At 72.5% G+C, this 21,275-nt stretch carries 20 protein-coding genes; 10 read left to right on the forward strand and 10 right to left on the reverse strand.

What is annotated here, in order from left to right; translation table 11 throughout:
• Nucleotides 1-19: 19 nt before the first annotated feature.
• From V4F39_RS23970 to V4F39_RS24005, 8 genes are all read right to left on the reverse strand, one after another.
• The gene (locus tag V4F39_RS23970; protein ID WP_332292630.1) at nucleotides 20-1,084 is read right to left on the reverse strand and encodes a porin; all 1,065 of its coding nucleotides are present in this window, start codon (nucleotides 1,082-1,084) and stop codon (nucleotides 20-22) included.
• Between the two features lie 84 nt (nucleotides 1,085-1,168).
• Nucleotides 1,169-2,149 (reverse strand): Bug family tripartite tricarboxylate transporter substrate binding protein, encoded by a 981-nt coding sequence (locus tag V4F39_RS23975; protein WP_332292631.1) that lies wholly within the window; start codon nucleotides 2,147-2,149, stop codon nucleotides 1,169-1,171.
• Nucleotides 2,150-2,190: 41 nt separating this feature from the next.
• The gene (locus tag V4F39_RS23980) at nucleotides 2,191-3,027 is read right to left on the reverse strand and encodes a transporter substrate-binding domain-containing protein (RefSeq protein ID WP_332292632.1); all 837 of its coding nucleotides are present in this window, start codon (nucleotides 3,025-3,027) and stop codon (nucleotides 2,191-2,193) included.
• A 10-nt stretch (nucleotides 3,028-3,037) separates the two neighbouring features.
• Nucleotides 3,038-4,024 (reverse strand): Bug family tripartite tricarboxylate transporter substrate binding protein, encoded by a 987-nt coding sequence (locus V4F39_RS23985; RefSeq protein WP_332292633.1) that lies wholly within the window; start codon nucleotides 4,022-4,024, stop codon nucleotides 3,038-3,040.
• Between the two features lie 39 nt (nucleotides 4,025-4,063).
• Nucleotides 4,064-4,981 carry an amidohydrolase family protein gene (locus V4F39_RS23990; RefSeq protein WP_332292634.1) on the reverse strand — a complete coding sequence of 306 codons (918 nt, stop codon included), beginning with the start codon at nucleotides 4,979-4,981 and terminating at the stop codon, nucleotides 4,064-4,066.
• Nucleotides 4,978-5,913 (reverse strand): NAD(P)-dependent oxidoreductase, encoded by a 936-nt coding sequence (locus V4F39_RS23995; RefSeq protein WP_332292636.1) that lies wholly within the window; start codon nucleotides 5,911-5,913, stop codon nucleotides 4,978-4,980. Before V4F39_RS23995 ends, V4F39_RS23990 begins: the two co-directional genes overlap by 4 nt.
• A gap of 2 nt (nucleotides 5,914-5,915) precedes the next feature.
• Entirely contained in the window at nucleotides 5,916-6,599 is a 684-nt protein-coding gene (gene ligK / locus V4F39_RS24000; protein ID WP_332292637.1) for a 4-carboxy-4-hydroxy-2-oxoadipate aldolase/oxaloacetate decarboxylase, read from the reverse strand.
• Between the two features lie 33 nt (nucleotides 6,600-6,632).
• The gene (locus V4F39_RS24005) at nucleotides 6,633-7,658 is read right to left on the reverse strand and encodes an amidohydrolase family protein (protein ID WP_332292638.1); all 1,026 of its coding nucleotides are present in this window, start codon (nucleotides 7,656-7,658) and stop codon (nucleotides 6,633-6,635) included.
• Nucleotides 7,659-7,799: 141 nt separating this feature from the next.
• On the opposite strand from V4F39_RS24005, the gene V4F39_RS24010 reads away from it, so the two are divergent.
• Nucleotides 7,800-8,690 (forward strand): LysR family transcriptional regulator, encoded by an 891-nt coding sequence (locus V4F39_RS24010; protein WP_332292639.1) that lies wholly within the window; start codon nucleotides 7,800-7,802, stop codon nucleotides 8,688-8,690.
• Nucleotides 8,691-8,704: 14 nt separating this feature from the next.
• Here V4F39_RS24010 and V4F39_RS24015 read toward each other — a convergent pair whose 3' ends face one another.
• Complete coding sequence (locus V4F39_RS24015; protein ID WP_378235192.1) at nucleotides 8,705-9,367, reverse strand: substrate-binding domain-containing protein; 663 nt, start codon at nucleotides 9,365-9,367, stop codon at nucleotides 8,705-8,707.
• Nucleotides 9,368-9,458: 91 nt separating this feature from the next.
• Here V4F39_RS24015 and V4F39_RS24020 point away from each other — a divergent pair, with 91 nt between their 5' ends.
• The 5 genes from V4F39_RS24020 to V4F39_RS24040 all read left to right on the forward strand — a co-directional run bounded on the left by V4F39_RS24020 (nucleotide 9,459) and on the right by V4F39_RS24040 (nucleotide 15,917).
• Entirely contained in the window at nucleotides 9,459-10,355 is an 897-nt protein-coding gene (locus V4F39_RS24020; RefSeq protein ID WP_332292641.1) for a LysR family transcriptional regulator, read from the forward strand.
• Between the two features lie 161 nt (nucleotides 10,356-10,516).
• Nucleotides 10,517-11,476: a Bug family tripartite tricarboxylate transporter substrate binding protein gene (locus V4F39_RS24025; protein WP_332292643.1), complete on the forward strand. Its 960-nt coding sequence runs from the start codon at nucleotides 10,517-10,519 to the stop codon at nucleotides 11,474-11,476.
• 3 nt (nucleotides 11,477-11,479) lie between these two features.
• Complete coding sequence (locus V4F39_RS24030; RefSeq protein WP_332292644.1) at nucleotides 11,480-12,544, forward strand: lactonase family protein; 1,065 nt, start codon at nucleotides 11,480-11,482, stop codon at nucleotides 12,542-12,544.
• On the forward strand, nucleotides 12,541-15,177 hold the full coding sequence (gene acnA, locus V4F39_RS24035; RefSeq protein WP_332292645.1) for an aconitate hydratase AcnA: 2,637 nt from the start codon (nucleotides 12,541-12,543) through the stop codon (nucleotides 15,175-15,177). The genes V4F39_RS24030 and acnA overlap by 4 nt, the downstream gene beginning before the upstream one ends.
• Complete coding sequence (locus V4F39_RS24040; RefSeq protein ID WP_332292647.1) at nucleotides 15,174-15,917, forward strand: ABC transporter substrate-binding protein; 744 nt, start codon at nucleotides 15,174-15,176, stop codon at nucleotides 15,915-15,917. Before acnA ends, V4F39_RS24040 begins: the two co-directional genes overlap by 4 nt.
• 17 nt (nucleotides 15,918-15,934) lie before the next feature.
• Here V4F39_RS24040 and V4F39_RS24045 read toward each other — a convergent pair whose 3' ends face one another.
• Nucleotides 15,935-16,792 (reverse strand): LysR substrate-binding domain-containing protein, encoded by an 858-nt coding sequence (locus tag V4F39_RS24045; RefSeq protein WP_332292649.1) that lies wholly within the window; start codon nucleotides 16,790-16,792, stop codon nucleotides 15,935-15,937.
• A 105-nt stretch (nucleotides 16,793-16,897) separates the two neighbouring features.
• Here V4F39_RS24045 and V4F39_RS24050 point away from each other — a divergent pair, with 105 nt between their 5' ends.
• The 4 genes from V4F39_RS24050 (at nucleotide 16,898) to V4F39_RS24065 (ending at nucleotide 21,274) form a co-directional block, all read left to right on the forward strand.
• A complete protein-coding gene (locus V4F39_RS24050) occupies nucleotides 16,898-18,199 on the forward strand; it encodes an aspartate aminotransferase family protein (protein WP_332292650.1) in 1,302 nt (433 codons plus the stop codon).
• 147 nt (nucleotides 18,200-18,346) lie between these two features.
• Nucleotides 18,347-19,069: a PEP-CTERM sorting domain-containing protein gene (locus tag V4F39_RS24055; protein ID WP_332292651.1), complete on the forward strand. Its 723-nt coding sequence runs from the start codon at nucleotides 18,347-18,349 to the stop codon at nucleotides 19,067-19,069.
• Nucleotides 19,070-19,125: 56 nt separating this feature from the next.
• Nucleotides 19,126-20,073, forward strand: coding sequence for a helix-turn-helix transcriptional regulator (locus tag V4F39_RS24060; RefSeq protein WP_332292652.1), 948 nt, complete (start codon nucleotides 19,126-19,128; stop codon nucleotides 20,071-20,073).
• Nucleotides 20,074-20,230: 157 nt separating this feature from the next.
• Nucleotides 20,231-21,274, forward strand: a complete 1,044-nt coding sequence (locus V4F39_RS24065; protein ID WP_332292653.1) for an ABC transporter substrate-binding protein — start codon at nucleotides 20,231-20,233, stop codon at nucleotides 21,272-21,274.
• Nucleotide 21,275 lies beyond the last annotated feature (1 nt).

The raw sequence follows: 21,275 nt of genomic DNA on the forward strand, positions 1-21,275 counted from the left end.
TCGGAGGCTGGCCGGGGGGTCAGAACTTGTGGCGCAGCGCCAGCGTATAGGCCGTCTGGCTGCCCAGGGTGCCCATGAAGGCGGGCTTGGCATAGCCGCCTTCGACGCGGTTGTGGTCGATCACCGCATAGACGTCGCTGCGCTTCGAGAAGGCATAGCTGGCACTGACGTAGCCGACGCGCCGCTTGCCCTGCAGGGCCGCGCTGCCGCCCTGCTTGTCGTGCAGGTAGGCCGCGGTCAGCGTCACCCTCGGCAGCACCGCGTAGTTGGCGCCCAGCGTCCATACCTGGTTGGTCTGCGGGCTCGCTTCGTTGGTGCGGCGCATCGCGCCGGCGAACAACGTTGCCTTGTCCGCCAGCGTGTAGTTGCCGCCCAGGCCGACGATCTTGCGCTGCTCGGTGTCGGCCAGGTTCTTCAGCCGCTGCACATAGCCGCCCACCGACACCGGACCGGCGGTGTAGCCCGCGGAGACCGCCCAGGCGTCGCTGCCATGGCTGCCGGCTGCTTCGCCCAGCGTGCGGGAAGCCGCCAGCTCGATGCCGGCCACCTTCACGTCGAACTTCAGCACGTTGTCCTGCCGCGCGATGTGGTGGCTGCTGAACACCGACAGCGCCAGGTTGTTGGGGTTGCCCTGCGGCTGGAAGCGCCCGGCCATCTGGTGCGCCAGGGTGTACTGGCGGCCGAGCGTGAGGCCCCAGCCGGCGCTGCTGCGCAGGCCGATGTGGATGTCGCGGCCCCAGAAGCGCGTGGCGGCGGCGACCTGGCCAAAGTCGGCCGTGGGGCTCGCCTGGGAGGAGGTGCCGCTGCTCGGGTCGAAGCCCGATTCCATCGTGACCAGCGTGCTGAGCCCGCCGCCCAGGTCCTCGCGGACCCGGAAGCCCAGGCGGCTGCCGGTGAAGATGCCGTCTTCCAGCGTCACGCGGGAAGCGCCGTCCGGGCCGGCGTTGCTGGCGCGACGGGCCGCGGCATCGACGATGCCGTAGACGGTGACGTTGCTGGCCTGCGCGGCGCACAGCATCGGCAGCAGCGCGCCGCCGAGGCAGGTGGCCTGCCGCACGGTGCGGCTGAGGGTTCGATGGGTCATGGGTGTCTCCTGGTGTTGTGGAAAATGCATGCAGCGGCCCGGCCCGGGGCATGTGGCGCCAGGCCGGTCGTGTTGCGTGGGGAATCAGTCGGGCTTGACCTTGCCGGCCCTGACCACCTCGGCCCAGCGCGGCAGCTCACGGACGATCAGGTCCCCGAAGGCCTTGGGCGTGCCCGGCGTGGGAATGGCGCCCTCGCCGGCCAGCTGCTGTGCCACGTCGGGCGCCTGCAGCGCCTTGTTGATCTCGGCGTTGAGCCGTGCCAGCACCGGGGCCGGCGTGCCGGCGGGCGCGACGAAGCCATACCACTGGTCGGCATCGAAGCCGGGGTAGCCGCTCTCGGCCACCGTGGGCACGTCGGGCAGCGAAGCCAGCCGCTGCGGGCTCGACACCGCCAGCGCACGCAGCCGGCCCGCCCGCACGTGCGGCAGCACCACCGGCGCGCCGGTGAAGGTGGCATCCACCTGGCCACCCATCAGGTCGTTGATCGAGGGCGCCGTCCCCCGGTAGGGGATGTGAAGCACGAAGAAGTTGCCGCGCAGCTTCAGGTACTCGAACGCGATGTGGGCCGCGCTGCCGTTGCCGCCCGACGAGTAGGTCATGCGGCCCGGCTGGGCCTTGGCGCGCTCGATGAACTGCGCCAGCGTCCTGATCGGCGAGGCGGCGTTCACCACCAGGATGTTGGGCACCCGCGCCACCATCGCCACCGGGTCGAAGCTCTTCAGCGGGTCGTAGGGCAGCTTGGGGTACAGCGCCGGGTTGACCGCCAGCGTGCCGATGTGTCCCATCAGCAGCGTGTTGCCATCGGGCTCCGCCCGCGCCGCCTCGCCAGCGCCCAGCGAGCCACCGGCCCCGGCCTTGTTGTCGACCAGCACCGTCTGCCCCAGCGCCACGCCCAGGCGATTGCCGACGGCGCGCGCGAGGATGTCGGTGGAGCCGCCCGGCGGAAAGGGCACGATCACGCGCAGCGTGCGCGCCGGCTGCGCCATCAGGGCCGGGCAGGCGGCCAGGCTTGCCGCGCCGATCAGCAGGCTGCGCCGGCGGTGGGATCCAGGCAGGTGGGCCATTGTTTGTCTCCTCGTTGGAATGATGGAACGCGCGGGCGGTGTCAGCGCCGCTCGGGATCGGTGGTGCCGCGCAGGCCGGCGCGTGCCGCGGCGTCCTGCACCAGCGTGCGGGTGGCGGCATCGGCGACGAAGGCCTGCAGGAAGGCGGCGCCGGCCGCCCGCCCGGGGGGCACGGCCAGGGCCAGCGACTCCAGGCCCCAGCGGCCGTCGAGCACCCGCGCACCGGGCAGGCCGTCGGCCATCTGGAACAGGATGCCCTTGTTGGTGGCAAAGGCGTCGATGCGGCCGTCCTTCAGCATCGCAGCCGCCGCGCCCAGCGAATCGGCCGGGACCAGGGCCGCATGGCGGAACTGCTTGCCCAGGGCCGCCTGCGAGCTGCTGCCCTGGCTGACGCCCACGCGCACCTTGGGCAGATCGACCGCGTCCACGGACGTCACAGCCGATCCCGGCAGCACCAGGTAGCCCAGTTCGAGGCCCACCACCGGTGGCGTGAAATCGACCAGCCTGGCCCGGGCCGGCGTGGCGTTGGTGATGGTCATGTCGGCCTGGCCGGCCTGCAGCGCTTCCACCACCAGCGCGACCCGGTCGAACACCACCAGCTCCGCCGGCACGCCGAGCCGGCGGGCCAGCGCGCGGCCCACTTCCACGGTGAGGCCGCGGGCCTCGCCATCGCTGCCGGCGCGCAGCATCGACGTGGGGCTGCCGGGGTAGACCGCGATGCGCAGCCTGCCGGTGGGCGCGAGCGCCTGCCGCACGTCGGCGGTGGCCGCCACGGGTGCGGTGGGCGCCGCGCCCGGCTGCAGTGGCTGCGCACAGCCGGCGACGACGCCGGCGGCCAGGCCGGCCAGGAGCCAGCGACGAAGGACTTGTCTGGACATGCTGGGCCGCTCAGTCGGGCTGGATGCGGGCTTCGCGGATCAGCTTCTCGTAGCGCTGCTTCTCGCTGGCCAACAGTGCCGCGAACATCGCGGTGCTGCCGGGCGTGACTTCGCCGCCCGCCGCGGTCAGCCGCTCGCGGACCTCGGCGGTGCCCAGGGCCTTCTGCACCTCCTGGTGCAGCCGCGCCACCACCGCGGGCGGCACGCCGGCCGGCCCCACCAGCCCATACCACACCGAGGCCTCGAAGCCAGGGAAGCCCGACTCGGCGATCGTCGGCGCGTCGGGGAAGATCGGCGAGCGCTGGGCGCTCAACGCCGCCAGCACCTTGAGCCTGCCGGTCTTCACGTGGGCCTGCACCTCCAGCGCGTTGACCGCCACGAGCTGCACATGGCCGGCCACCACGTCGTTCATCGCCTGCGAGCCGCCCTTGTAGGGCACGTGCGTCAGCTGCACGCCGGCGGCGCGGGCGAAGAGCTCGATCGCCAGGTGGGGCGTGGAGCCGTTGCCCGGCGTGCCGTAGTTGATCGAGCCCGGCTCGGCCTTGAGCTTGGCGATCAACGCCTTGAGGGAGCCGATGCCGGCCTGCGCATTGGCCGCCAGCACCACCGGCACGCGGCCCACCTGGGCGATCGGCGTGATGTCGCGCTGCAGGTCGAACGGCGCCGGCTGGTACAGCGACACGTTGGCCGCCAGCGCATTGGCCGCCAGCATCAGCGTGTGGCCGTCGGGCGGGCTGTCGAGCAGCGTCTTGATCGCGATGTTGGTGCCGCCGCCGGGCTTGTTCTCGACGATCACCTGCTGGCCCAGGCCGCCGGCGATCTGCTGGCTCACGGCACGCGCGACGATGTCCACCGCGCCGCCGGGGCTGTAGCCCACCAGCACGCGCACCAGCTTCGAAGGGTAGGCGCCGCCCTGCGCACGGGCGGGCCCGAACACAGGCGTGCAGAGCAGGCCGGCCAGCCCGGCGAGGGCCTGGCGGCGGTGGATCTCGGTCATCGGATGTCTCCTCGGGAACGACAGGGGAAGGGGGCGGCGTCAGGCGGCCTCGGGCCAGTACAGGCGCATCGGGTTGGTGACGAGCAGTGCCTGACGCTGCTGCGCGGTGGGTGCGATGCCGGCGATGAAGTCGACCAGCAGGCCGTCGTCGGGCATGTGGTCCTTGAGGTTGGGGTGCGGCCAGTCGGTGCCCCAGAGCACGCGGTCGGGGAAGGTCTCGACCAGCCGGCGCGCGAAGGGCAGCACGTCGCGGTACGGCGCAGCCTCGCCGTTCAAGGCCGGCGGGCCGGCCACGCTCAAGCGCTCGGGGCAGCTCACCTTCGACCACACGTTGGGGTGCTCGGCCATCAGGCGGATGAAGCGGCTGAATTCGGGGCCGTCCACCGGCTGCCGCACGTCGGGCCGGCCCATGTGGTCGACGACCACCGGCGTGGGCAGCGCGGTGAAGAAGTCCCACAGGTCGGGCAGGTCCGCCGCCTCGAAATACACCACCACATGCCAGCCGAGCCGGTGGATGCGGCCGGCGATCTCCATCAGCTCGTCCTTGGGCGTGAAGTCGACCAGCCGGCGCACGAAGTTGAAGCGCACGCCGCGCACGCCCAGCGCGTGCATGCGCTCCAGTTCGGCATCGCTGACGCTGCGCCGCACGGTCGCCACGCCGCGGGCCCGGCCGTCGGAATGCGCCAGGGCGTCCAGCAGCGCGCTGTTGTCGGCGCCGTGGCAGGTGGCCTGCACGATCACGTTGCGCGCGAAGCCGAGGTGGTCGCGCAGCGCGAAGAGCTGCTCGTGGCTGGCGTCGCAGGGCGTGTACTTGCGCTCGGGCGCATACGGGAAGCGGCCGCCGGGGCCGAACACGTGGCAATGCGCGTCCACCGCCCCGGCGGGCAGTTGCAGCCGGGGCTTGCTGGGGCCGGCGTACCAGTCGAGCCAGCCGGGCGTCTTGTCAAAGTTGCTCATGCCATGCGCTCCTTCGCCACCTGCGCCAGCAGGCGGTCAGCCTCGGTGCGCCAGTCGGCGCTGCGCGCGAAGCCCGGCTCGCCGCGTGTGCCAAAGAGGCCTGCATCGGCCAGGTCGGCCACCCAGGCCTGCCGCTCGGCGGTGCCCGAGGCGCTCCACGGCGCCAGGCCGGCCTCGCGCACGGTGCGGGCCACTTCGCGGACCTCTTCTGCGCGGCGGCGGCCGTGTTCGATCACGCGCTGGAAGAAGTAGGCGGCCTGCTTCTCCCAGTCGATGCCCGGGAAGGTCTCGTCCAGCGAGGCGACGACCGCATCCTCCACGCCGTAGTGGCGGGCGGTGGCCAGGCTCTCGATCACCATCGCCTCCAGGCCCTTGATCATCACGCTGCGGCACATCTTGGTGGCCGAGGCGATGCCCAGCCGCTCGTCGGCCACGCGCGCCGCGAAGCCGAGCGCGTTCAGCGGCGCCACCACCGCGGCCGCATCGGGCCCGCCCAGCAGCAGCGGCACCTTGATGCGGTAGGGCGGCACGCTCGTCATCACCGCGCCTTCCACGTAGCGGCCGCCCGCTGCGTTGACGGCCCGGGCAGCCTCGATCTTGGCGCCCGGCGAGGCGGAGTTCATGTCGAGGAACACGGCACCGTGCTGCAGGTGCGGCGCGGCCGCTTCGGCCACCGCCACGGCCTGGCTGGCCGTCACCGCGCTGATCACCAGGCCGGCCTGCGCCACGGCCTCGGCCGGCTGCGCATGCAGGCGCACGCCCTGCGCCTCGGCATGCGCCAGCAGCGCGGTGCGGCTGCCGGGCCGCTGCAGCTGGATGTCGTGTGCGTCGACGGGCAGGCCCTGCGCACGCAGGTCCTCGGCCAGGATGCGGCCGACCTCGCCGTAGCCGATGAGCGCGATCCGTGCGAAGGTCGTCGTGGTGCCGGCCATGGTCAATCCACGTAGCGCAGGCCGGCCTGGGCCAGCGGCTCGCGCATCTGGTACATGTCCAGGCCCAGCACGCCGCTGGCCAGCTTGGCGCGCTTGGCACCTTCGTTGGCCTCGCGGGCGGCCGCGGCTTCCACCGTGGCGCCGGCCCGGGCCGCGGGCACGCACACCACGCCGTCGTCGTCGGCCACGATCACGTCGCCCGGCGTCACCAGCATGCCGGCGCACACCACGGGGATGTTCACCGAGCCGAGCGTGGCCTTGATGCAGCCCTTGGCCGAGATGGCCCGGCTCCACACCGGGAAGCCCATCTCGCCCAGCGTCTTCACGTCGCGCACGCCGGCGTCGATGACCAGCGCCCGCGCGCCGCGTGCCATGAAGCTGGTGGCCAGCAGGTCGCCGAAGTAGCCGTCGGTGCACTCGGAGGTGACCGCCGCGACGACGATGTCACCCGGCTGGACCTGCTCGGCCGCCACGTGCAGCATCCAGTTGTCGCCCGGCTGCAGCAGCACGGTGACTGCGGTGCCCGACACCTGCGAACCCGCGTGGATCGGCCGTATGCAGGGCTTGAGCAGGCCCACGCGGCCCATGGCCTCGTGCACGGTGGCGGCGCCGAAGGCGGCCAGCCGGTCGGCGGCCGCGCGGTCGGCACGGGTGATGTTGCGGTAGACGACGCCCAGTTCGTACATGTCGGTGGTCCTGTTCAGCGGGTTGCGGCGGGGTCAGCGGCCCTGGGCCTTCAGTGCGGCATCGAGCCGCGGGAAGACGCGGCGCGCGTTGCCCTCGTAGATCTTGAAGCGCTGCTCGGGGCCGATGGCGGCCGCGTCGATGTAGCGCCGGGTGTCGTCGTAGGGGTGGCCCGTCTGCGGGTCGATGCCGCGCACCGCGCCGATCATTTCGCTGGCGAACAGGATGTTGTCCACCGGAATCACCTTCGTCAGCAGGTCGATGCCCGGCTGGTGGTACACGCAGGTGTCGAAGAAGATGTTTTGCAGCAGGTGCTCGGAGAGCAGCGGCTTCTTCATCTCTTGCGCCAGCCCGCGGAAGCGGCCCCAGTGGTAGGGCACCGCGCCGCCGCCGTGCGGGATCAGGAACTTCAGCGTCGGGAAGTCCTTGAACAAGTCGCCCGCCAGGCACTGCATGAAGGCGGTGGTGTCGGCGTTCAGGTAGTGCGCGCCGGTGGTGTGGAAGCAGGCGTTGCAGCTCGTGCTGACGTGGATCATCGCCGGCACCTCCAGCTCCACCATCTTCTCGTAGAGCGGGTACCAGTGGCGGTCGGTCAGCGGCGGGCTCGTCCAGTGCCCGCCCGAAGGATCGGGGTTCAGGTTGAGGCCGACGAAGCCGTAGTCCCGCACGCAGCGCTCCAGCTCGGGGATGCAGCTGCGCGGGTCGACGCCGGGCGACTGCGGCAGCATCGCCGCGCCGATGAAGTGCTCGGGGAACAGCCGGCTGACGCGGTGGCAGAGCTCGTTGCAGATCGCCGCCCACGCGGCCGAGGTCTCGAAGCCGCCGACGTGGTGCGCCATGAAGCTGGCGCGCGGGCTGAAGATCGTGAGATCGCTGCCGCGCTCCTGCATCTTCCGGAGCTGGTTGGTCTCGATCGACTCGCGCAGCTCGTCGTCGCTGATCTTCAGGTCCGACGGCCTGGGCGCCCGGGCCGGGTCGGCCAGGCCCGCGATCTGCAGGTCGCGCCAGGCGCCCAGCGCGGCCGGTGCCGTGGTGTAGTGGCCGTGCACGTCGATGATCATTGGCAGCGTCCTCCGGGTCGTTCGGCAACCCTGTTGCAGCCCGTCATTCTGGAAGGGGCTCCCGCCCCGGCCTAGCGGGCGCGGCCGCTAGCTGCTATGCCGGTTCGGCATGGGAGCAGCCGGCTCCGGCACAATCCGCGGGTGGACATCAAGCAGGTCGAGTACTTCGTCCAGGTGGCGCAGACGGGCAGCTTCAGCCGTGCGGCCGAGTTGCTGGGCATGACGCAGCCGGCGCTGAGCCGGCAGGTGCGTGCGCTGGAGGTCGAGCTTCGGGAAACCCTGCTGCTGCGCAACGGCCGCGGCGTGGCGCTCACCGAGCCCGGGCGGCGGTTGCTGGCGCGGGGACGCGAGATCCTGCAACTGATGCAGACCACCCAGCAGGAGCTGGGCGCCATGCGCGGCGAGCCGGAAGGCCGGATCGTGCTGGGCCTGCCGCCCAGCCTGGCGCGGCACATCACCGTCGCGCTGGTGGAACGTTTCCAGGCCGAGCTGCCGCGCGCGCGGGTGGCCATCGTCGAGGGCTTTTCGTCGCACATCACCGAGTGGCTGAGCACGGGCCGCGTGGACATGGGGCTGGTCTACAACCCCGAGCCGTTGCCCAACCTGGAGCAGGAGCCGGTGCTGCGCGAGGAGCTGTGCCTGATCGGCCCGCCCGGTGCGCCGCAGCGGGCCGGGATCAGCCTGGCCGAGGTGGGCCGGCTGCCGCTGGTGCTGCCGCAGCGTGGGCACAGCTTCCGCCGGCTGATGGAGTACGAGGCGCTGCAGGCCGGCGTGAAGCTGCAGGTGGCGTGGGAGGTGTCGAGCGTGCCGACCATCCTCGACATGGTGCGCCGGGGGCATGGCTTCGCGGCGCTGACGGCCAGCGCGGTCAACGAGGGCAGCGGCCCCGATGCGCTCACCCGCACCACCATCGTGGAGCCGCGCATCCGCAGCACGATGTGCATTGCCTGGAGCGCGGCGACGCGGCGGGATGCGCTGCAGCTGCGCACCGCCGAACTACTCAAGCAACTGGCCCGCAGCTTCGCGGCCTGAGGGGCCGGTCGCCGTCAGGCGTCCGGTGCAGCCATGCCGTGACGCCGCTTGGCGTCGAGCGCAGCAGGGGAGGCCAGGAAGTCCAGCGCCTGCTGCGCCAGCGCGGGCCGGGTGCTGCGTGCGCCGACGGCGCCGCTGAAGACCGTGATGATCTCCAGCCCGGGCGGCATGGGGCCGAGCAGCGTGAGGCCCGGGACATGCAGCAGTTCGCTCAGCTGCTGAAAGCCCAGGTCCGCCGCACCTTCGGCGACCAGCGAACCCACGGGCACGCCCGGCCTGGCCTGCACGAGCCGGCCCTGCAGCACCTCGGTGAGGCCCCATCGCTCGAACAGGGCCATCAGCGCCGTGCCGCTGGGGCCGGTGGAGTAGCCGATCCGCGGTGCGGCCAGCACCGCCGTGCGCAAGGCCTCGGCCGAGTGCACGTCGGGCGCGGGCGCGCCGGCCCGCGACGCGATCGCCATGGGCGACGCCGCGAGCGGCGCGAGGCTGCCCGGCAGCAGGTGGCCTGCGGACGCCAGCCGGGCCATCGCCTCGGCAGCCAGCACCACGAGGTCGAAGGCCTCGCCGTCGGCCACACGGCGCAAGGCCTCCACGCCGCCGGTCGATTCGATCTGCCACTCGACGTCGCCGAGCGGGTGGCGCCGGGCCAGGTCGGCCAGCAGCTGGCGCGTGGCCATCGACGAAATTCCTGTGATCACTTCAGTCACGTCCGTTCTCCTTCGCGGGGCGCGAGTGTGCAGGATCCCGGGGCGGTTATGGTGCCTTCCCATGCGCCACGACCTCGTCACCCTGCGGATCTTCGTCACCGTCGCGGAATGCGGCAACCTGACCCGCGCGGCCGCTCGGGAGCACCTGGCCGTGTCGGCGATCAGCAAGCGCATCGCCGAACTGGAGGCGCTGGTCGGCACGCCGCTGCTGCAGCGCTACCACCGCGGCGTGGGGCTCACGCCCGCCGGCCAGGCCCTGCTGCAGCATGCGCGCCAGATGCTGCAGCTCATCGACCGCATGGACCTGGAGCTGGGTGAGTTCGTCGCGGGCGCCAAGGGCCATGTGCACGTGCACGCGGTGGCGTCGGCGCTGATCCAGCACCTGCCCGACGAGATCGAATCGTTCCTGACACGCTACCCCGGCGTGCGCATCTCGCTGGAGGAGCGCACCGGCAAGGCCGTGGTGCTGGCCGTCGCCGACGGCTCGGCCGAGGTGGGCGTGGTGGCCGACCCGACGCCCGTGTACGGCCTGAGCTCGGTGCCCTACCGCAGCGACCGGCTCGCGATCGGCGTGCCCACCGGGCACCCGCTGGCACGGCGCAAGTCCATCCGCTTCGCGCAGGCGCTGGACTACGCCTTCGTCGGCCCCCACGGCGACAGCTCGCTGGCGGTGCTGATGGCCGAAGCCGCGGCGGCCTGCGGCAAGCCGCTGGAGCAGCGCGTGCAGGCCAGCAGCTTCGAGGCCATGTGCCGCCTGGTGGAAACGCGCCTGGGCATCACGATGCTGCCCGAAGGCGTGCTGGCGCCGTACGCGGCGCAGGGCCGCATCCGCATCGTCGGCCTGAAGGAGCCGTGGGCGCAGCGGCAGATGCACCTGGTGGTGCGTGATCCGCGGCAGCTCAGCCACATCGCCCGCACACTGATCGAGCACCTGCAGCGCTCGGCCGCACCGGCCTGACGTGTACCGGCTTTGCGTTCTCCTTCGGGAAACGCAGCCATGGCAAGAGATCAATTTCCAAGTCGGCAGGGCGCTCCTACGATGCCCTGCAGAGCCGAACCCATCGGCTGACCAGGAGACACCTCGTGCCCCATCCCGTCGGAATCCGGCGTGCCCTCTGCATGGCCACGCTCGCCGCCCTGCTGCCTGTCGCGAGCCACGCGCAGGAAGCGGCCTACCCCGCCAAGCCCCTGACGATCATCGTGCCCTTTTCGGCCGGTGGCGGCGTCGACGTGATGGCCCGCCTGCTGGCCGAGGAGCTGCGCGCGGCGATGGGCCAGACGGTCAACGTCGAGAACAAGGCCGGCGGCAGCGGCATGATCGGCACCGTGGCCGCGGTGCGCGCGCCCGCCGACGGCTACACGCTGCTGATGGCCACGGCCGGCGAGACGGCGATCAACCCGCACGTCTACAAGGCCAAGATGCAGTACGCACCGGAGAAGGATCTGGCGCCCATCTCGCTGGTGGTGAAGGTCCCCAACGTCGTCGTCGTGAACCCCAAGCTGCCGGTGAAGACGATGGCCGAGCTGCTGGCCTACGCCAAGGCCAACCCGGGCAAGGTCAGCTACGGCACCAGCGGCATCGGCAACCCGCAGCACCTGGCCGGCGAGCTGCTCGCCCAGCTGTCGGGCACCACGCTCACCCACATCCCGTACCGCGGCGCCTCGAACCAGCTCACCGACACGGCCGGCGGCAGCATCGACATGACCTTCGTCAGCCTGACGGGTGCGCGGCCCTTCATGAAGGACCAGCGGGTGCGCGCGATCGCGATGACCTCGCCGGCCCGCTCGGCCCTGGCGCCCGAGCTGCCGGCGGTCGCCGAGACCCCCGGCCTGGAGAAGTACACGCTGGAGAACTGGTTCGGCCTCTTCGCGCCCGCCGCCACGCCGCCTGCCATCGTGCAGAAGCTCAACGCGGCGGTGGTGCAGGCGCTGAAGGACCCCGAGCTGGCGCGGCGCCTGAACGAGCTGGGCGGCGAGCCAGCGCCGATGGCACCCGCGCAGTTCAAGGCCTTCGTCCAGGCCGAGTCCGTGCGCTTCGCGAAGATCGTCGACGACGCCAAGATCACCCCCGAGAACTGAACCATGTGGGCCTATGTCGGCAGCCGCACGACGCGCGAGCGCAATGCGCGGGGGGAAGGCATCAGCGTGTTCGAGGTGGCCGAGGACACGGGCGCGCTGCAGCGCACCCAGCTCGTCGGCGGCCTCGTGAATCCGTCGTACCTGGCGGCGTCGCGCGACGGCCGCCACCTGTATGCCGTGCACGGCGACCGCAGCGAGGCCAGCGCCTTCACGGTCGAGCCGCGCACCGGCCGCCTGCGCCTGCTGAACCAGCAGAGCACGGAAGGGCGCAACCCGGTGCATCTGGCGCTGGACGCCAGCGGCCGCTTCCTCGTCGTCACCAACCACATCGGCGCGAGCCTGGTGGTGCTGCCCGTCGGCGACGACGGCGCGCTGGGGCCGCTGGCCCAGCACGTGCCGTTCGAAGGGCCCGTGGGGCCGCACCGCATCGAGCAGCAACAGGCCAAGCCGCACTTCAACCCCTTCGACCCGAGCGGGCGCTGGCTCGTGGTGCCCGACAAGGGGCTCGACCGCGTGTTCAGCTTCCGCTTCGAGCACGGCCGCCTGCAGCCGGCGGAACCCGCGTTCGTGGCCACCCGCGAAGGCGCCGGCCCGCGCAGCGCGGTGTTCCACCCGCGGCTGCCGCTGGCCTACGTGGTGAACGAGCTGGACTCCACCGTCACCACCTACCGGTTCGATGCCGACCGTGGCGCACTGGTGCCGCTGCACCTGCTGGCCACGCTGCCCGCCCGCTTCACCGGCAACAGCCGCGCGGCGGGCATCGCGATCGACGGCACAGGCCGCACGCTCTACACATCGAACCGCGGGCACGACAGCGTCGCGGTGTTCCGGCTCGATGCCGAGACCGGCCTGCCGGCCTTCGTGGACGCGGTGCCTTCCGGCGGCCGCACGCCGCGCTTCTTCACGCTGTCGCCCGACGGCCGGCTCCTGTACGTGCTCAACGAAGACAGCGACAGCATCGTCGCGTTCGACGTCGACGCGGCGAGCGGCCGGCTCTCCGATGCCCGCCAGGTGGCCGCCTGCGGCAGCCCGGTGTGCATGGTGTTCATCGACGAGGCCGCACCATGAATGCGCTTTACGACGCGCCCGGCGAACTGGTGTTCGATGGCCAAGCCGCCCGCATCGTCGACCTGCCGGCGCTGTTCGGCGAACGGCTGGCGCGCCTGCCCGTGGTGCTGCGGCTGCTGCTGGAGAACGTGGTGCGCTGCATGCGCGGCGACGAGCGCGACGCCGCGGTGGCGGCGCTGTTCGGCTGGCTCGACAGCGGCACGAGCGAGGCGGAGATCGAGTTCCAGCCCGGCCGGGTGCTGATGCACGACACCACCAGCACGCCGGCGCTGGTCGACATCGCCGCGATGCGCGACGCGCTGGCCGAACACGGCGTCGACCCGTCGCGGCTCCACCCGGTGCTGCCGGTGGACGTGTCGGTCGACCATTCGCTGGCGGTCGAGGCCTTCGCGCAGCCCGATGCGCCGGCCGTCAACCTCGGCCACGAGATGCGTCGCAACCGCGAGCGCTACACCTTCCTGCGATGGGCCTCGCAGGCCCTGAAGGGCGTGCACGTCAACCCGCCGGGCACCGGCATCATGCACACCATCAACCTGGAGCAGCTGGCCACGGTGGTGACCACCGAGACGCGCGACGGCCACGACTGGCTGGTGCCCGACATGATGATCGGCACCGACAGCCACACGCCCATGGTCAACGGCATCGGCGTGCTGGGCTGGGGCGTCGGCGGGCTGGAGGCGCAGACGGTGATGTTCGGCATGCCGACGATGCTGCGCATCCCCGAGGTGATCGGCGTGCGGCTCACCGGCGCGCTGCGGCCCGGCACGCTCGCCACCGACCTGGCCCTGACCGTGACGCAACGGCTGCGCGCCATCGGCGTGGCCGGCGAGTTCGTCGAGTTCTTCGGCCCCGGCGTGGCCGCGCTCGCCGCCGGCGAACGCAGCGTGGTGGCCAACATGGCGCCCGAGTACGGCGCCACCACCGGCTACTTCGCGATCGACGACCGCACGCTGGCCTACCTGCGCGCCACGGGGCGCAGCGACGCGCACGTGCGGCGGGTGGCGGCCTACGCGCAGCGCACCGGCCTGTGGTTCGACCCCGACGCCACGCCCCGTTACAGCCGCACGATCGAGATCGACCTCTCGGCCGTCGGCATGCACATCGCCGGCCCCCGCCGCCCGCAGGACCTGCTGGACTATCGGCATGCCGGCGCGACGCTGGCGGCGCTGCGGTTCGAGCGGCAGCAGGCCGATGCCTTGACGCCGAAGTACCCCTGGCCGCGCCACCCCATCGCGGTTGCGGCCATCACCAGCTGCACCAACACCTCCGACCCCGCCCTGCTGATCGCCGCCGGGCTGCTGGCGCGCAAGGCCCGCCAGCGGGGGCTGAAGGTGCCGCCGTGGGTGAAGACCTCGCTGGCCCCGGGATCGCCCGCGGCCGCGGACTACCTGGCGCGTGCCGGGCTCGTCGACGACCTGTCGGCCATGGGCTTCGACATCGTCGGCTACGGCTGCACCACTTGCATAGGCAACCCCGGGCCCTTGCCCGAGGCCATCCGCGTGGCACGGGACGCCGGCGCCATCCACCCGGTGGCGGTGCTGTCCGGCAACCGCAACTTCCCCGGCCGCATCCACCCGGACCTGGACCTGGGCTTCCTGATGTCGCCGCCGCTGGTGATCGCGTTCGCGCTGGCCGGCAACGCGGAGGTCGACCTCGGCGCCGAGCCGGTGCAGTTGGACGCGGCGGGCCGCGCGGTGCACCTGCACGAGCTGTGGCCGACGCACGAGGAGATCGCCGCCGCCACGGCGCAGGGCACCGATGCCGCGGACTTCAAGCGCGCCTTCGCCATCGCCAGCCGCAACCCCGCCTGGCATGCGCTGCAGGTGCCTGACAGCGCACGCTTCCCATGGAACCCCGCATCGACCGCGCTGCGCCGGCCGCCCTTCGCGGCGGTCGACCCCGGCTCGCAGCTCGGCCGCTACACCGCCTACCCGTTGCTGGTGGTGGGCGACGACGTCACCACCGACCACATCTCGCCGGCCAGCGCGATCCCGCCCGACAGCCTGGTGGCCGACTTCCTGGTGGCGCGCGGCGACGACCGGCACGACCTGAACGTCTTCGCGTCCCGCCGCGGCAACTGGGAGGTGATGATGCGCGCCGCCTTCCACAGCAAGACGCTGGTGAACCGGCTGCGGCCCGGCATGCCGGTGGCGCACACGCTGCACGTGCCCAGCGGCGAGGTCGCGCCGATCTGGGAGGTGGCCGACCGCTACCGCCGCGACGGCGACGCGGTGGTGCTGGTCGCGGGTGACCGCTACGGCACCGGCTCGTCGCGCGACTGGGCCGCCAAGGGCCAGCGGCTGCTGGGCATCCGCGCGGTGCTGGCCGCGAGTTTCGAGCGCATCCACCGCTCGAACCTGGTGGGCATGGGCATCCTGCCGCTGCGCTGGCCGGCCGGCGTGCACCCCGATGCGCTGCGGCTGCAGGCCGGCGACCGCATCGAGATCGACGCGCCCGACGCCGCCCTGTCGCCGCGCTGCGCGGTGCCCGTGCGTGTGCTGCGGGCCGACGGCACGGTAGAGTGCCACGAGGCCGTCGCCGCCGTCGAAACGCAGCTCGAAGTGACGCTGCTGCGCGCGGGCGGCGTCATTCCATCCATCCTGAAGAAGACCCTCGCCGAGGAAGCCGCATGACCGTCACGCCAGAACTTGTAGCCGCGTTCGCGCCCACGGGCGTGCTGCGCGCATCGATCAACCTGGGCAACCCGATCCTCGCCCACGCCGACCCCGCCACCGGCCAGCCCGGCGGCGTGTCGGTCGACCTGGCGAACGCGCTGGCGCAGCGCCTGGGCGTCGGCATCGCCCTGGTGGTGTTCGACACCGCGGGCAAGTCGGTGCAGGCGGTGACGGACGAACGCGCCGACGTCGGCTTTTTCGCCGTCGATCCGCTGCGCGGCGCGGGCATCGCCTTCACGGCGCCCTACGTGCTGATCGAGGGCTGCTACCTCGTGCGCGAGGGCTCGCCGATCCAGGCCAACGACGAGGTGGACCGGGACGGCCGCACCGTGATGGTGGGCCAGGGCAGCGCCTACGACCTGTTCCTCAGCCGCGAGCTGAAGCACGCCACGGTGCTGCGTGCGCCCAGTTCGCCGGCCGTCGTCGACACCTTCGTGGCCCAGGGCGCCGAGGTGGCCGCCGGCGTGAAGCAGCAGCTCGAGGCCGACGCCGCGCGCATCGGCGGCCTGCGCCTGCTGCCCGGGCGCTTCATGGTGATCCAGCAGGCGATGGGCCTGCCCAAGGGCCGGGGCGGCGAAGCGGCCGCCTTCCTCGCCCGCTTCGTGGAAGACATGAAGGCCGCCGGCTTCGTGGCCGAGGCGCTGGCCCGGCACCGCATCCAGGGCGCCTCGGTGGCGCCTGCGCAGGCCGCGGCCTGACGCCGCCCGGGCCGGGCCTACAGCGTGGGCACGATGCGCTGCAGGTGCTCGGCGAACGCGACGGCCAGCGCCGGCGGGCGTGCCAGGCCGAACCTCAGCACCAGCCCCACCGCGGGCAGGCCCGGCAGGCGTCCGCCGGGGGCGAGCACCTGCAGGTCGTCCGGCACGGCGGCCTGCGTCAGCACTGCGATGGCCTGGCCGGAGCGCACCACCGCGAGCAGGCCCGAGATGCTGCCGCTGGCGTAGGCCACGCGGTAGGGCCGGCCGGCCGCGTCGAGCCGCTCGCAGGCCGCCCGGTGGTCCAGCGTGTCGGGGTCGGAGAGCGCGAGCTGCAGCGGCTCGCGCGCTGCCGCGTCGTCATGCCGGTTGCCGACCCACACCAGCGGCTCGCGGCGCAGGACGGCGGCCGTGTCGCCGGCCTCGGGGGTCGAGACCAGCGCCAGGTCGAGCGCGTGCTTCGCGAGCTGCGCCTGCAGCCGCGGCGTGGGCGCGCACACCACCTCGACGAAGACCTGCGGATGCCGGCCCGCGAAGCTGCGCAGGATGTGCGGCAGGAAGGCCGCCGCGTAGTCGTCCGGGCAGCCGAAGCGCAGCGTGCCCACGAGGCCCGCGCCCGAGAGGTCGGCCACCGCCGCGTCGTGCTGCCGCAGGATCGCGCGCGCATGGTCGAGCAGGCGTTCGCCGTGCAGCGTGAGCGCGACGCCGCGGCCGGTGCGGTTCAGCAGCGGCTGGTCCAACATCGCCTCGAGCTTCTTGACCTGCATGCTCACCGCGGCCTGCGTGCGGCCGATCCGGCCGGCGGCGCGGCCCAGGGTGCGCGTGTCGGCGATCGCGACGAAGGTGCGCAGCAGGTCGATGTCGAGGGCAGGGCTCAAGGGATCAGCCTGTCTGATAGCTGGGTTCAGGATTATTGGCTTGGCTCGCGGTGCGGCAGTCCGTACGCTCGCCCGGTCGATCCGCGACCGAAGCAAGGAACCCCGATGTCCCGCAACGCCGACCCCGCCTTCTGGCACCACGCCCGCCGCCACCTGATCCGCTACGGCGGCACCTTCGAGCCGATGATCATCGAGCGGGCGCAGGGCAGCTTCGTCTATGACGCCGACGGCCGCGCGATCCTCGACTTCACCTCGGGCCAGATGAGCGCACTGCTGGGCCATGGGCACCTGGAGGTCGCCGCGGTGGTCGCCGAGCACGCGCGTTCGCTCGACCACCTGTTCAGCGGCATGCTGAGCCGCCCGGTGGTCGAGCTCGCCACCCGGCTCGCCGAGGTCACCCCGCCGGGGCTCGACCGCGCGCTGCTGCTGAGCACCGGCGCCGAGGCCAACGAGGCCGCCCTCAAGATGGCCAAGCTCTACACCGGCAAGTACGAGGTGGTGAGCTTCGCGCAGTCGTGGCACGGCATGACGGGCGGCGCCGCCTCGGCCACCTACAGCGCCGGCCGCAAGGGCTACGGGCCGGCGGCGGTGGGCTCGTTCGCGATCCCCGCGCCGTACCCCTACCGGCCGCGCTTCGAGCGCGACGGCCGCTTCGACTGGCAGGCCGAGCTCGACTACGCCTTCGACCTGATCGACCGCCAATCGAGCGGCAACCTCGCGGCCTTCATCGCCGAGCCCATCCTGAGCTCTGGCGGCCTGATCGACCTGCCGCCGGGCTACCTGGCCGCGCTGAAGGCCAAGTGCGCCGAGCGCGGCATGCTGCTGATCCTGGACGAGGCGCAGACCGGCGTGGGCCGCACGGGCCTGATGCTGGCCTGCGAGCGCGACGGCGTGGTGCCGGACATCCTCACGCTGTCGAAGACGCTGGGCGCCGGCCTGCCGCTGGCGGCGGTGCTGACCTCCGAGGCGATCGAGGACGAATGCCACGCCCGCGGCTTCCTTTTCTACACGACCCACGTCTCCGACCCGCTGCCCGCGGCGGTGGGGCTGAAGGTGCTGGAGGTGGTGCAGCGCGACGGGCTGGTGGAACGCGCGCGTGTCGCCGGCCAGCGGCTGGAGCGCGGCCTGCGCGCGCTGCAGGAACGCGTCGACTGCATCGGCGACGTGCGCGGCCGCGGGCTGCTGCTGGGCATCGAGATCGTGAAGAGCCGGGCCGGCAGGCAGGCCGCGCCCGACCTGGGCACTGCCATCACCCGCGAGTGCATGAAGCTCGGCCTGAGCATGAACATCGTGCAGCTGCCCGGCATGGGCGGCGTGTTCCGCATCGCGCCGCCGCTGACGGTGAGCGACGCGGAGATCGACCTGGGCCTGGACCTGCTGGCGCAGGCCATCGACAAGGTCGCCTGAGGCCGGCGGCCCCTCGCGGCTGCTGCATGGTCCTAAATGGGTGAACGCGGCCCGCACGCGCGGGAAAGGCGCCGCGCGACGCTGGCGCCGGCCTGTTCCCCTCGCCAGAATCGCGCCTCTTCCAAAGGCAGTACGAGGGACAGACCCATGAACCGATCCATCGCCACGCTCGCGCTGATGGCCGCGGCCACCGCTGCGGCACAGGCGCAGACCACCATCGCGGCCGGCGGCACCGTCAGCGGCGCCGTCACCGCCAACACGTCGATCTACCAGATCTTCGGCCATTCGGGCAGCCAGCCCAGCGCCGCGGCGGATGCGCCGTACCTGGCCTTCGCGCCCGGCGCGGACCGCGTCTTCACCTTCACCGCGATGAGCGGCGGCGTCACGTGCTGCGGCCCCGCGACGTGGTATGGGCTCGACGGCGGCGGCGGGACGACGCGGGTCAACGGGATCAACGGCCTGTCGGGCGTGCAGGCCAACACGGCGCTGCCGCTGGTCGCGGTGTTCACCACCGATGCCGACCCGTTCGGCGGCGCGGCGCCCGCCAACCTGCCGGCGTGGACCGCCGCGGGCGCAGCCTCGGTCGCGCCGGCGCTGCACCAGGTGTTCGTCATCGGCGACGGCCGTGCCGGCGTCAACAACGCGGCCGGCGCACTGCTCAGCTACACCGCGCCGGAGGGCGCCACGCGCCTGTACCTCGGCTTCGCCGACAGCTGGTCGTTCCAGGGCAACCCCGGCTACTACGCCGACAACCTCGGCGGCGTGAACTACACGGTCGCGCTGGCGCCGGTGCCCGAGCCGGCGTCGGTGGCGCTGATGGCCGCGGGCGGCCTGCTGCTGGGCGCCGTGCGCCGCCGCCGCAGCCGCTGAGCCGTGCCGCGGCCCGGTGCGGCTGACTGGGCGGCGCGACCCTATCATCGCGCCCGATGTCCGCCCCCACGCCGCGCCTGCGCCACCGGCTGCTGCAGCCGTCCGACTTCGAAGAGGCCCTCGGCCTGCTGCCCCCGTGGCTGGGGCTGCCCGATGCCACCCGCGCGGCGCTACCGGCGCTGTGGGCCGAACTGCTGCACCAGCCCGGCTTCAACGCCGACGTGATCGAGGATGTGCTGCAGCCGCCCGGCCGGCGCCTGCAGGCGCTGGGGGTGGCCGTGGTGCTCGACGACCCGTGGTGCCGCCGGCTGGCCGAGGCGCCGCCGGCCTATGCGGCGCGCCACCTCTACGGCGAGATGCTGGCGGGCCGCTTCCGCCCGCCGTCCGATGCGGCGCTCGCCCGCGCCAACGCCGGCGAGGGGGTCGAGTTCCTGGTGCTGCACTACTGGCAGCGGCACGCCGGCCTCGACGATCCCCTCGCGCACGCGCTGTGGTCCGTCGCGATGACGGCGTTCCGGCTGGCCCATGCCGGCCACCGCGTGCAGGGCATCCACCAGGAGGCCTGGGGCGATGAGTGCGAGGTGATGCGCAGCATGGGGATGTTCCAGCGCACGCGCCGCACCGGCACGCCCGGCAACGCGCCGCTGCCCGAGCTGTTCGGGATGCGCCGGGCCGAGGCCCTGCGCATGCTGCCGGGCGCGCACCTGCGCGACGTGTTCGAGCACCACCGGCCGGTCTTCGGGTTCAGCCCGGCGGAGCGCCGGCTGCTGCGCCGCGCGGTGTACGACGAGACCGACGAGGAGATCGCCCGCCACCTCGACACGACCGTCCACACGCTGAAGAAGCAGTGGCGCTCGGTCTATGCCCGCGTGTCGGCGCGCATGCCCGCCTTCTTCGGCGACGGTGCGCTGGGCGAGGAGGGCGGGCGCGGCCCGGAGAAGCGGCGGCTGCTCGTGAGCTACCTGCGCCAGCATCCCGAGGAACTGCGGCCGTTCGCGGCCTGAGGCACTGCGCGACCCGGGGTGAAGCGATGCCGTGATGGCAACGCAGGGGTCGCGAAAAAGCACGAAGCGGCGACGATCGCTGGCACGCCGGCTGCGTGCGGGAGGGCGCGGCGGGTGATCCGCACCCGCCATGCACCAATTCGATCCAAGGACGCCGATGACACCCCTGTTCCTCCGCCGCGCCGTGCTGGCCGCGGCCGCTGCACTGCCCCTCGCGATGGCTCCGCTGGCTTCGGCGGCGCAAGAGACGACCGCCATCAAGTTCGTGCTCGACTGGAAGCTGCAGGGCGTGCATGCGTGGTACTTCCTCGCGCAGGACCGCGGCTACTTCGCGCAGGAGAAGATCGACCTGACGATCGACCAGGGCGACGGCTCGGCCACCGCCGTCACCAAGGTGATGGCCGGCACCTACCAGGCCGCGTTCGGCGACATCAACGCCATCGTGCAGAACGCCGCGGCGCGGCCGGGGCAGGCGCCGGTGATGGTCTACATGGTCTACAACCGCGCGCCCTTCGCCTTGATGACCAAGGCGGGCAGCGGCATCAAGACGCTGAAGGACCTGGAAGGCAAGACGCTGGGCTCGCCCGCCGGCGGCGCGGCGATGAAGATGTTCCCGCTGCTGGCGGAGAAGAACGGCGTCGACGCCGCCAAGGTGAAGTGGACCAACATGGCGCCCAACCTGCAGGAGCAGATGCTGCTGCAGGGGCAGGTGGACGCCTCGGCGGTGTTCTCGGTCACCAGCTACATGAACCTCGCCGCGCAGCGGCTCGACCCCGACAAGGACATCCGCTGGTTCCACTACGCCGACCTCGGCATCGACCTCTACGGCAACGGCGTGATGGTGTCGCCGCAGCTGCTGAAGGACAGGCCGCAGGCCGTGGCCGGCCTCGTGCGCGCGGTGAACAAGGGCCTGCGCGATGCGGTGGCCGATCCGGATGCCGCCATCGAGGCGCTGGCCAAGCGCGAGCCGCTGGTCAACAAGGAGATGGAGAAGCGCCGGCTCCTCTACGCGCTGCGCACGGTGGTGCTGACGCCCGAGGCGGCCGAGGCCGGCGTCGGCGACGTGAAGGACGAGCGGCTGCAGCGTGCGATCGACCAGCTCGACGCGGCCTTCGGCCTGCCGCGCAAGCCGGCGCCGGCCGAGGTGTTCGACCGCCGCTTCCTGCCGCCGGCGGCCGAGCGCAAGCTGGCGCTCAAGTGAT

Source organism: Aquincola agrisoli, assembly GCF_036621135.1.
GTDB classification, from domain to species: domain Bacteria; phylum Pseudomonadota; class Gammaproteobacteria; order Burkholderiales; family Burkholderiaceae_C; genus Aquincola; species Aquincola agrisoli.

Coding starts and splice junctions, on each gene's coding strand:
- V4F39_RS23970 (WP_332292630.1), bottom strand. CDS start 1,084: ATGACCCATCGAACCCTCAGCCGCACCGTGCGGCAGGCCACCTGCCTC.
- V4F39_RS23975 (WP_332292631.1), bottom strand. CDS start 2,149: ATGGCCCACCTGCCTGGATCCCACCGCCGGCGCAGCCTGCTGATCGGC.
- V4F39_RS23980 (WP_332292632.1), bottom strand. CDS start 3,027: ATGTCCAGACAAGTCCTTCGTCGCTGGCTCCTGGCCGGCCTGGCCGCC.
- V4F39_RS23985 (WP_332292633.1), bottom strand. CDS start 4,024: ATGACCGAGATCCACCGCCGCCAGGCCCTCGCCGGGCTGGCCGGCCTG.
- V4F39_RS23990 (WP_332292634.1), bottom strand. CDS start 4,981: ATGAGCAACTTTGACAAGACGCCCGGCTGGCTCGACTGGTACGCCGGC.
- V4F39_RS23995 (WP_332292636.1), bottom strand. CDS start 5,913: ATGGCCGGCACCACGACGACCTTCGCACGGATCGCGCTCATCGGCTAC.
- ligK (WP_332292637.1), bottom strand. CDS start 6,599: ATGTACGAACTGGGCGTCGTCTACCGCAACATCACCCGTGCCGACCGC.
- V4F39_RS24005 (WP_332292638.1), bottom strand. CDS start 7,658: ATGATCATCGACGTGCACGGCCACTACACCACGGCACCGGCCGCGCTG.
- V4F39_RS24015 (WP_378235192.1), bottom strand. CDS start 9,367: ATGGCCACGCGCCAGCTGCTGGCCGACCTGGCCCGGCGCCACCCGCTC.
- V4F39_RS24020 (WP_332292641.1), top strand. CDS start 9,459: ATGCGCCACGACCTCGTCACCCTGCGGATCTTCGTCACCGTCGCGGAA.
- V4F39_RS24025 (WP_332292643.1), top strand. CDS start 10,517: ATGGCCACGCTCGCCGCCCTGCTGCCTGTCGCGAGCCACGCGCAGGAA.
- V4F39_RS24030 (WP_332292644.1), top strand. CDS start 11,480: ATGTGGGCCTATGTCGGCAGCCGCACGACGCGCGAGCGCAATGCGCGG.
- acnA (WP_332292645.1), top strand. CDS start 12,541: ATGAATGCGCTTTACGACGCGCCCGGCGAACTGGTGTTCGATGGCCAA.
- V4F39_RS24040 (WP_332292647.1), top strand. CDS start 15,174: ATGACCGTCACGCCAGAACTTGTAGCCGCGTTCGCGCCCACGGGCGTG.
- V4F39_RS24050 (WP_332292650.1), top strand. CDS start 16,898: ATGTCCCGCAACGCCGACCCCGCCTTCTGGCACCACGCCCGCCGCCAC.
- V4F39_RS24055 (WP_332292651.1), top strand. CDS start 18,347: ATGAACCGATCCATCGCCACGCTCGCGCTGATGGCCGCGGCCACCGCT.
- V4F39_RS24060 (WP_332292652.1), top strand. CDS start 19,126: ATGTCCGCCCCCACGCCGCGCCTGCGCCACCGGCTGCTGCAGCCGTCC.
- V4F39_RS24065 (WP_332292653.1), top strand. CDS start 20,231: ATGACACCCCTGTTCCTCCGCCGCGCCGTGCTGGCCGCGGCCGCTGCA.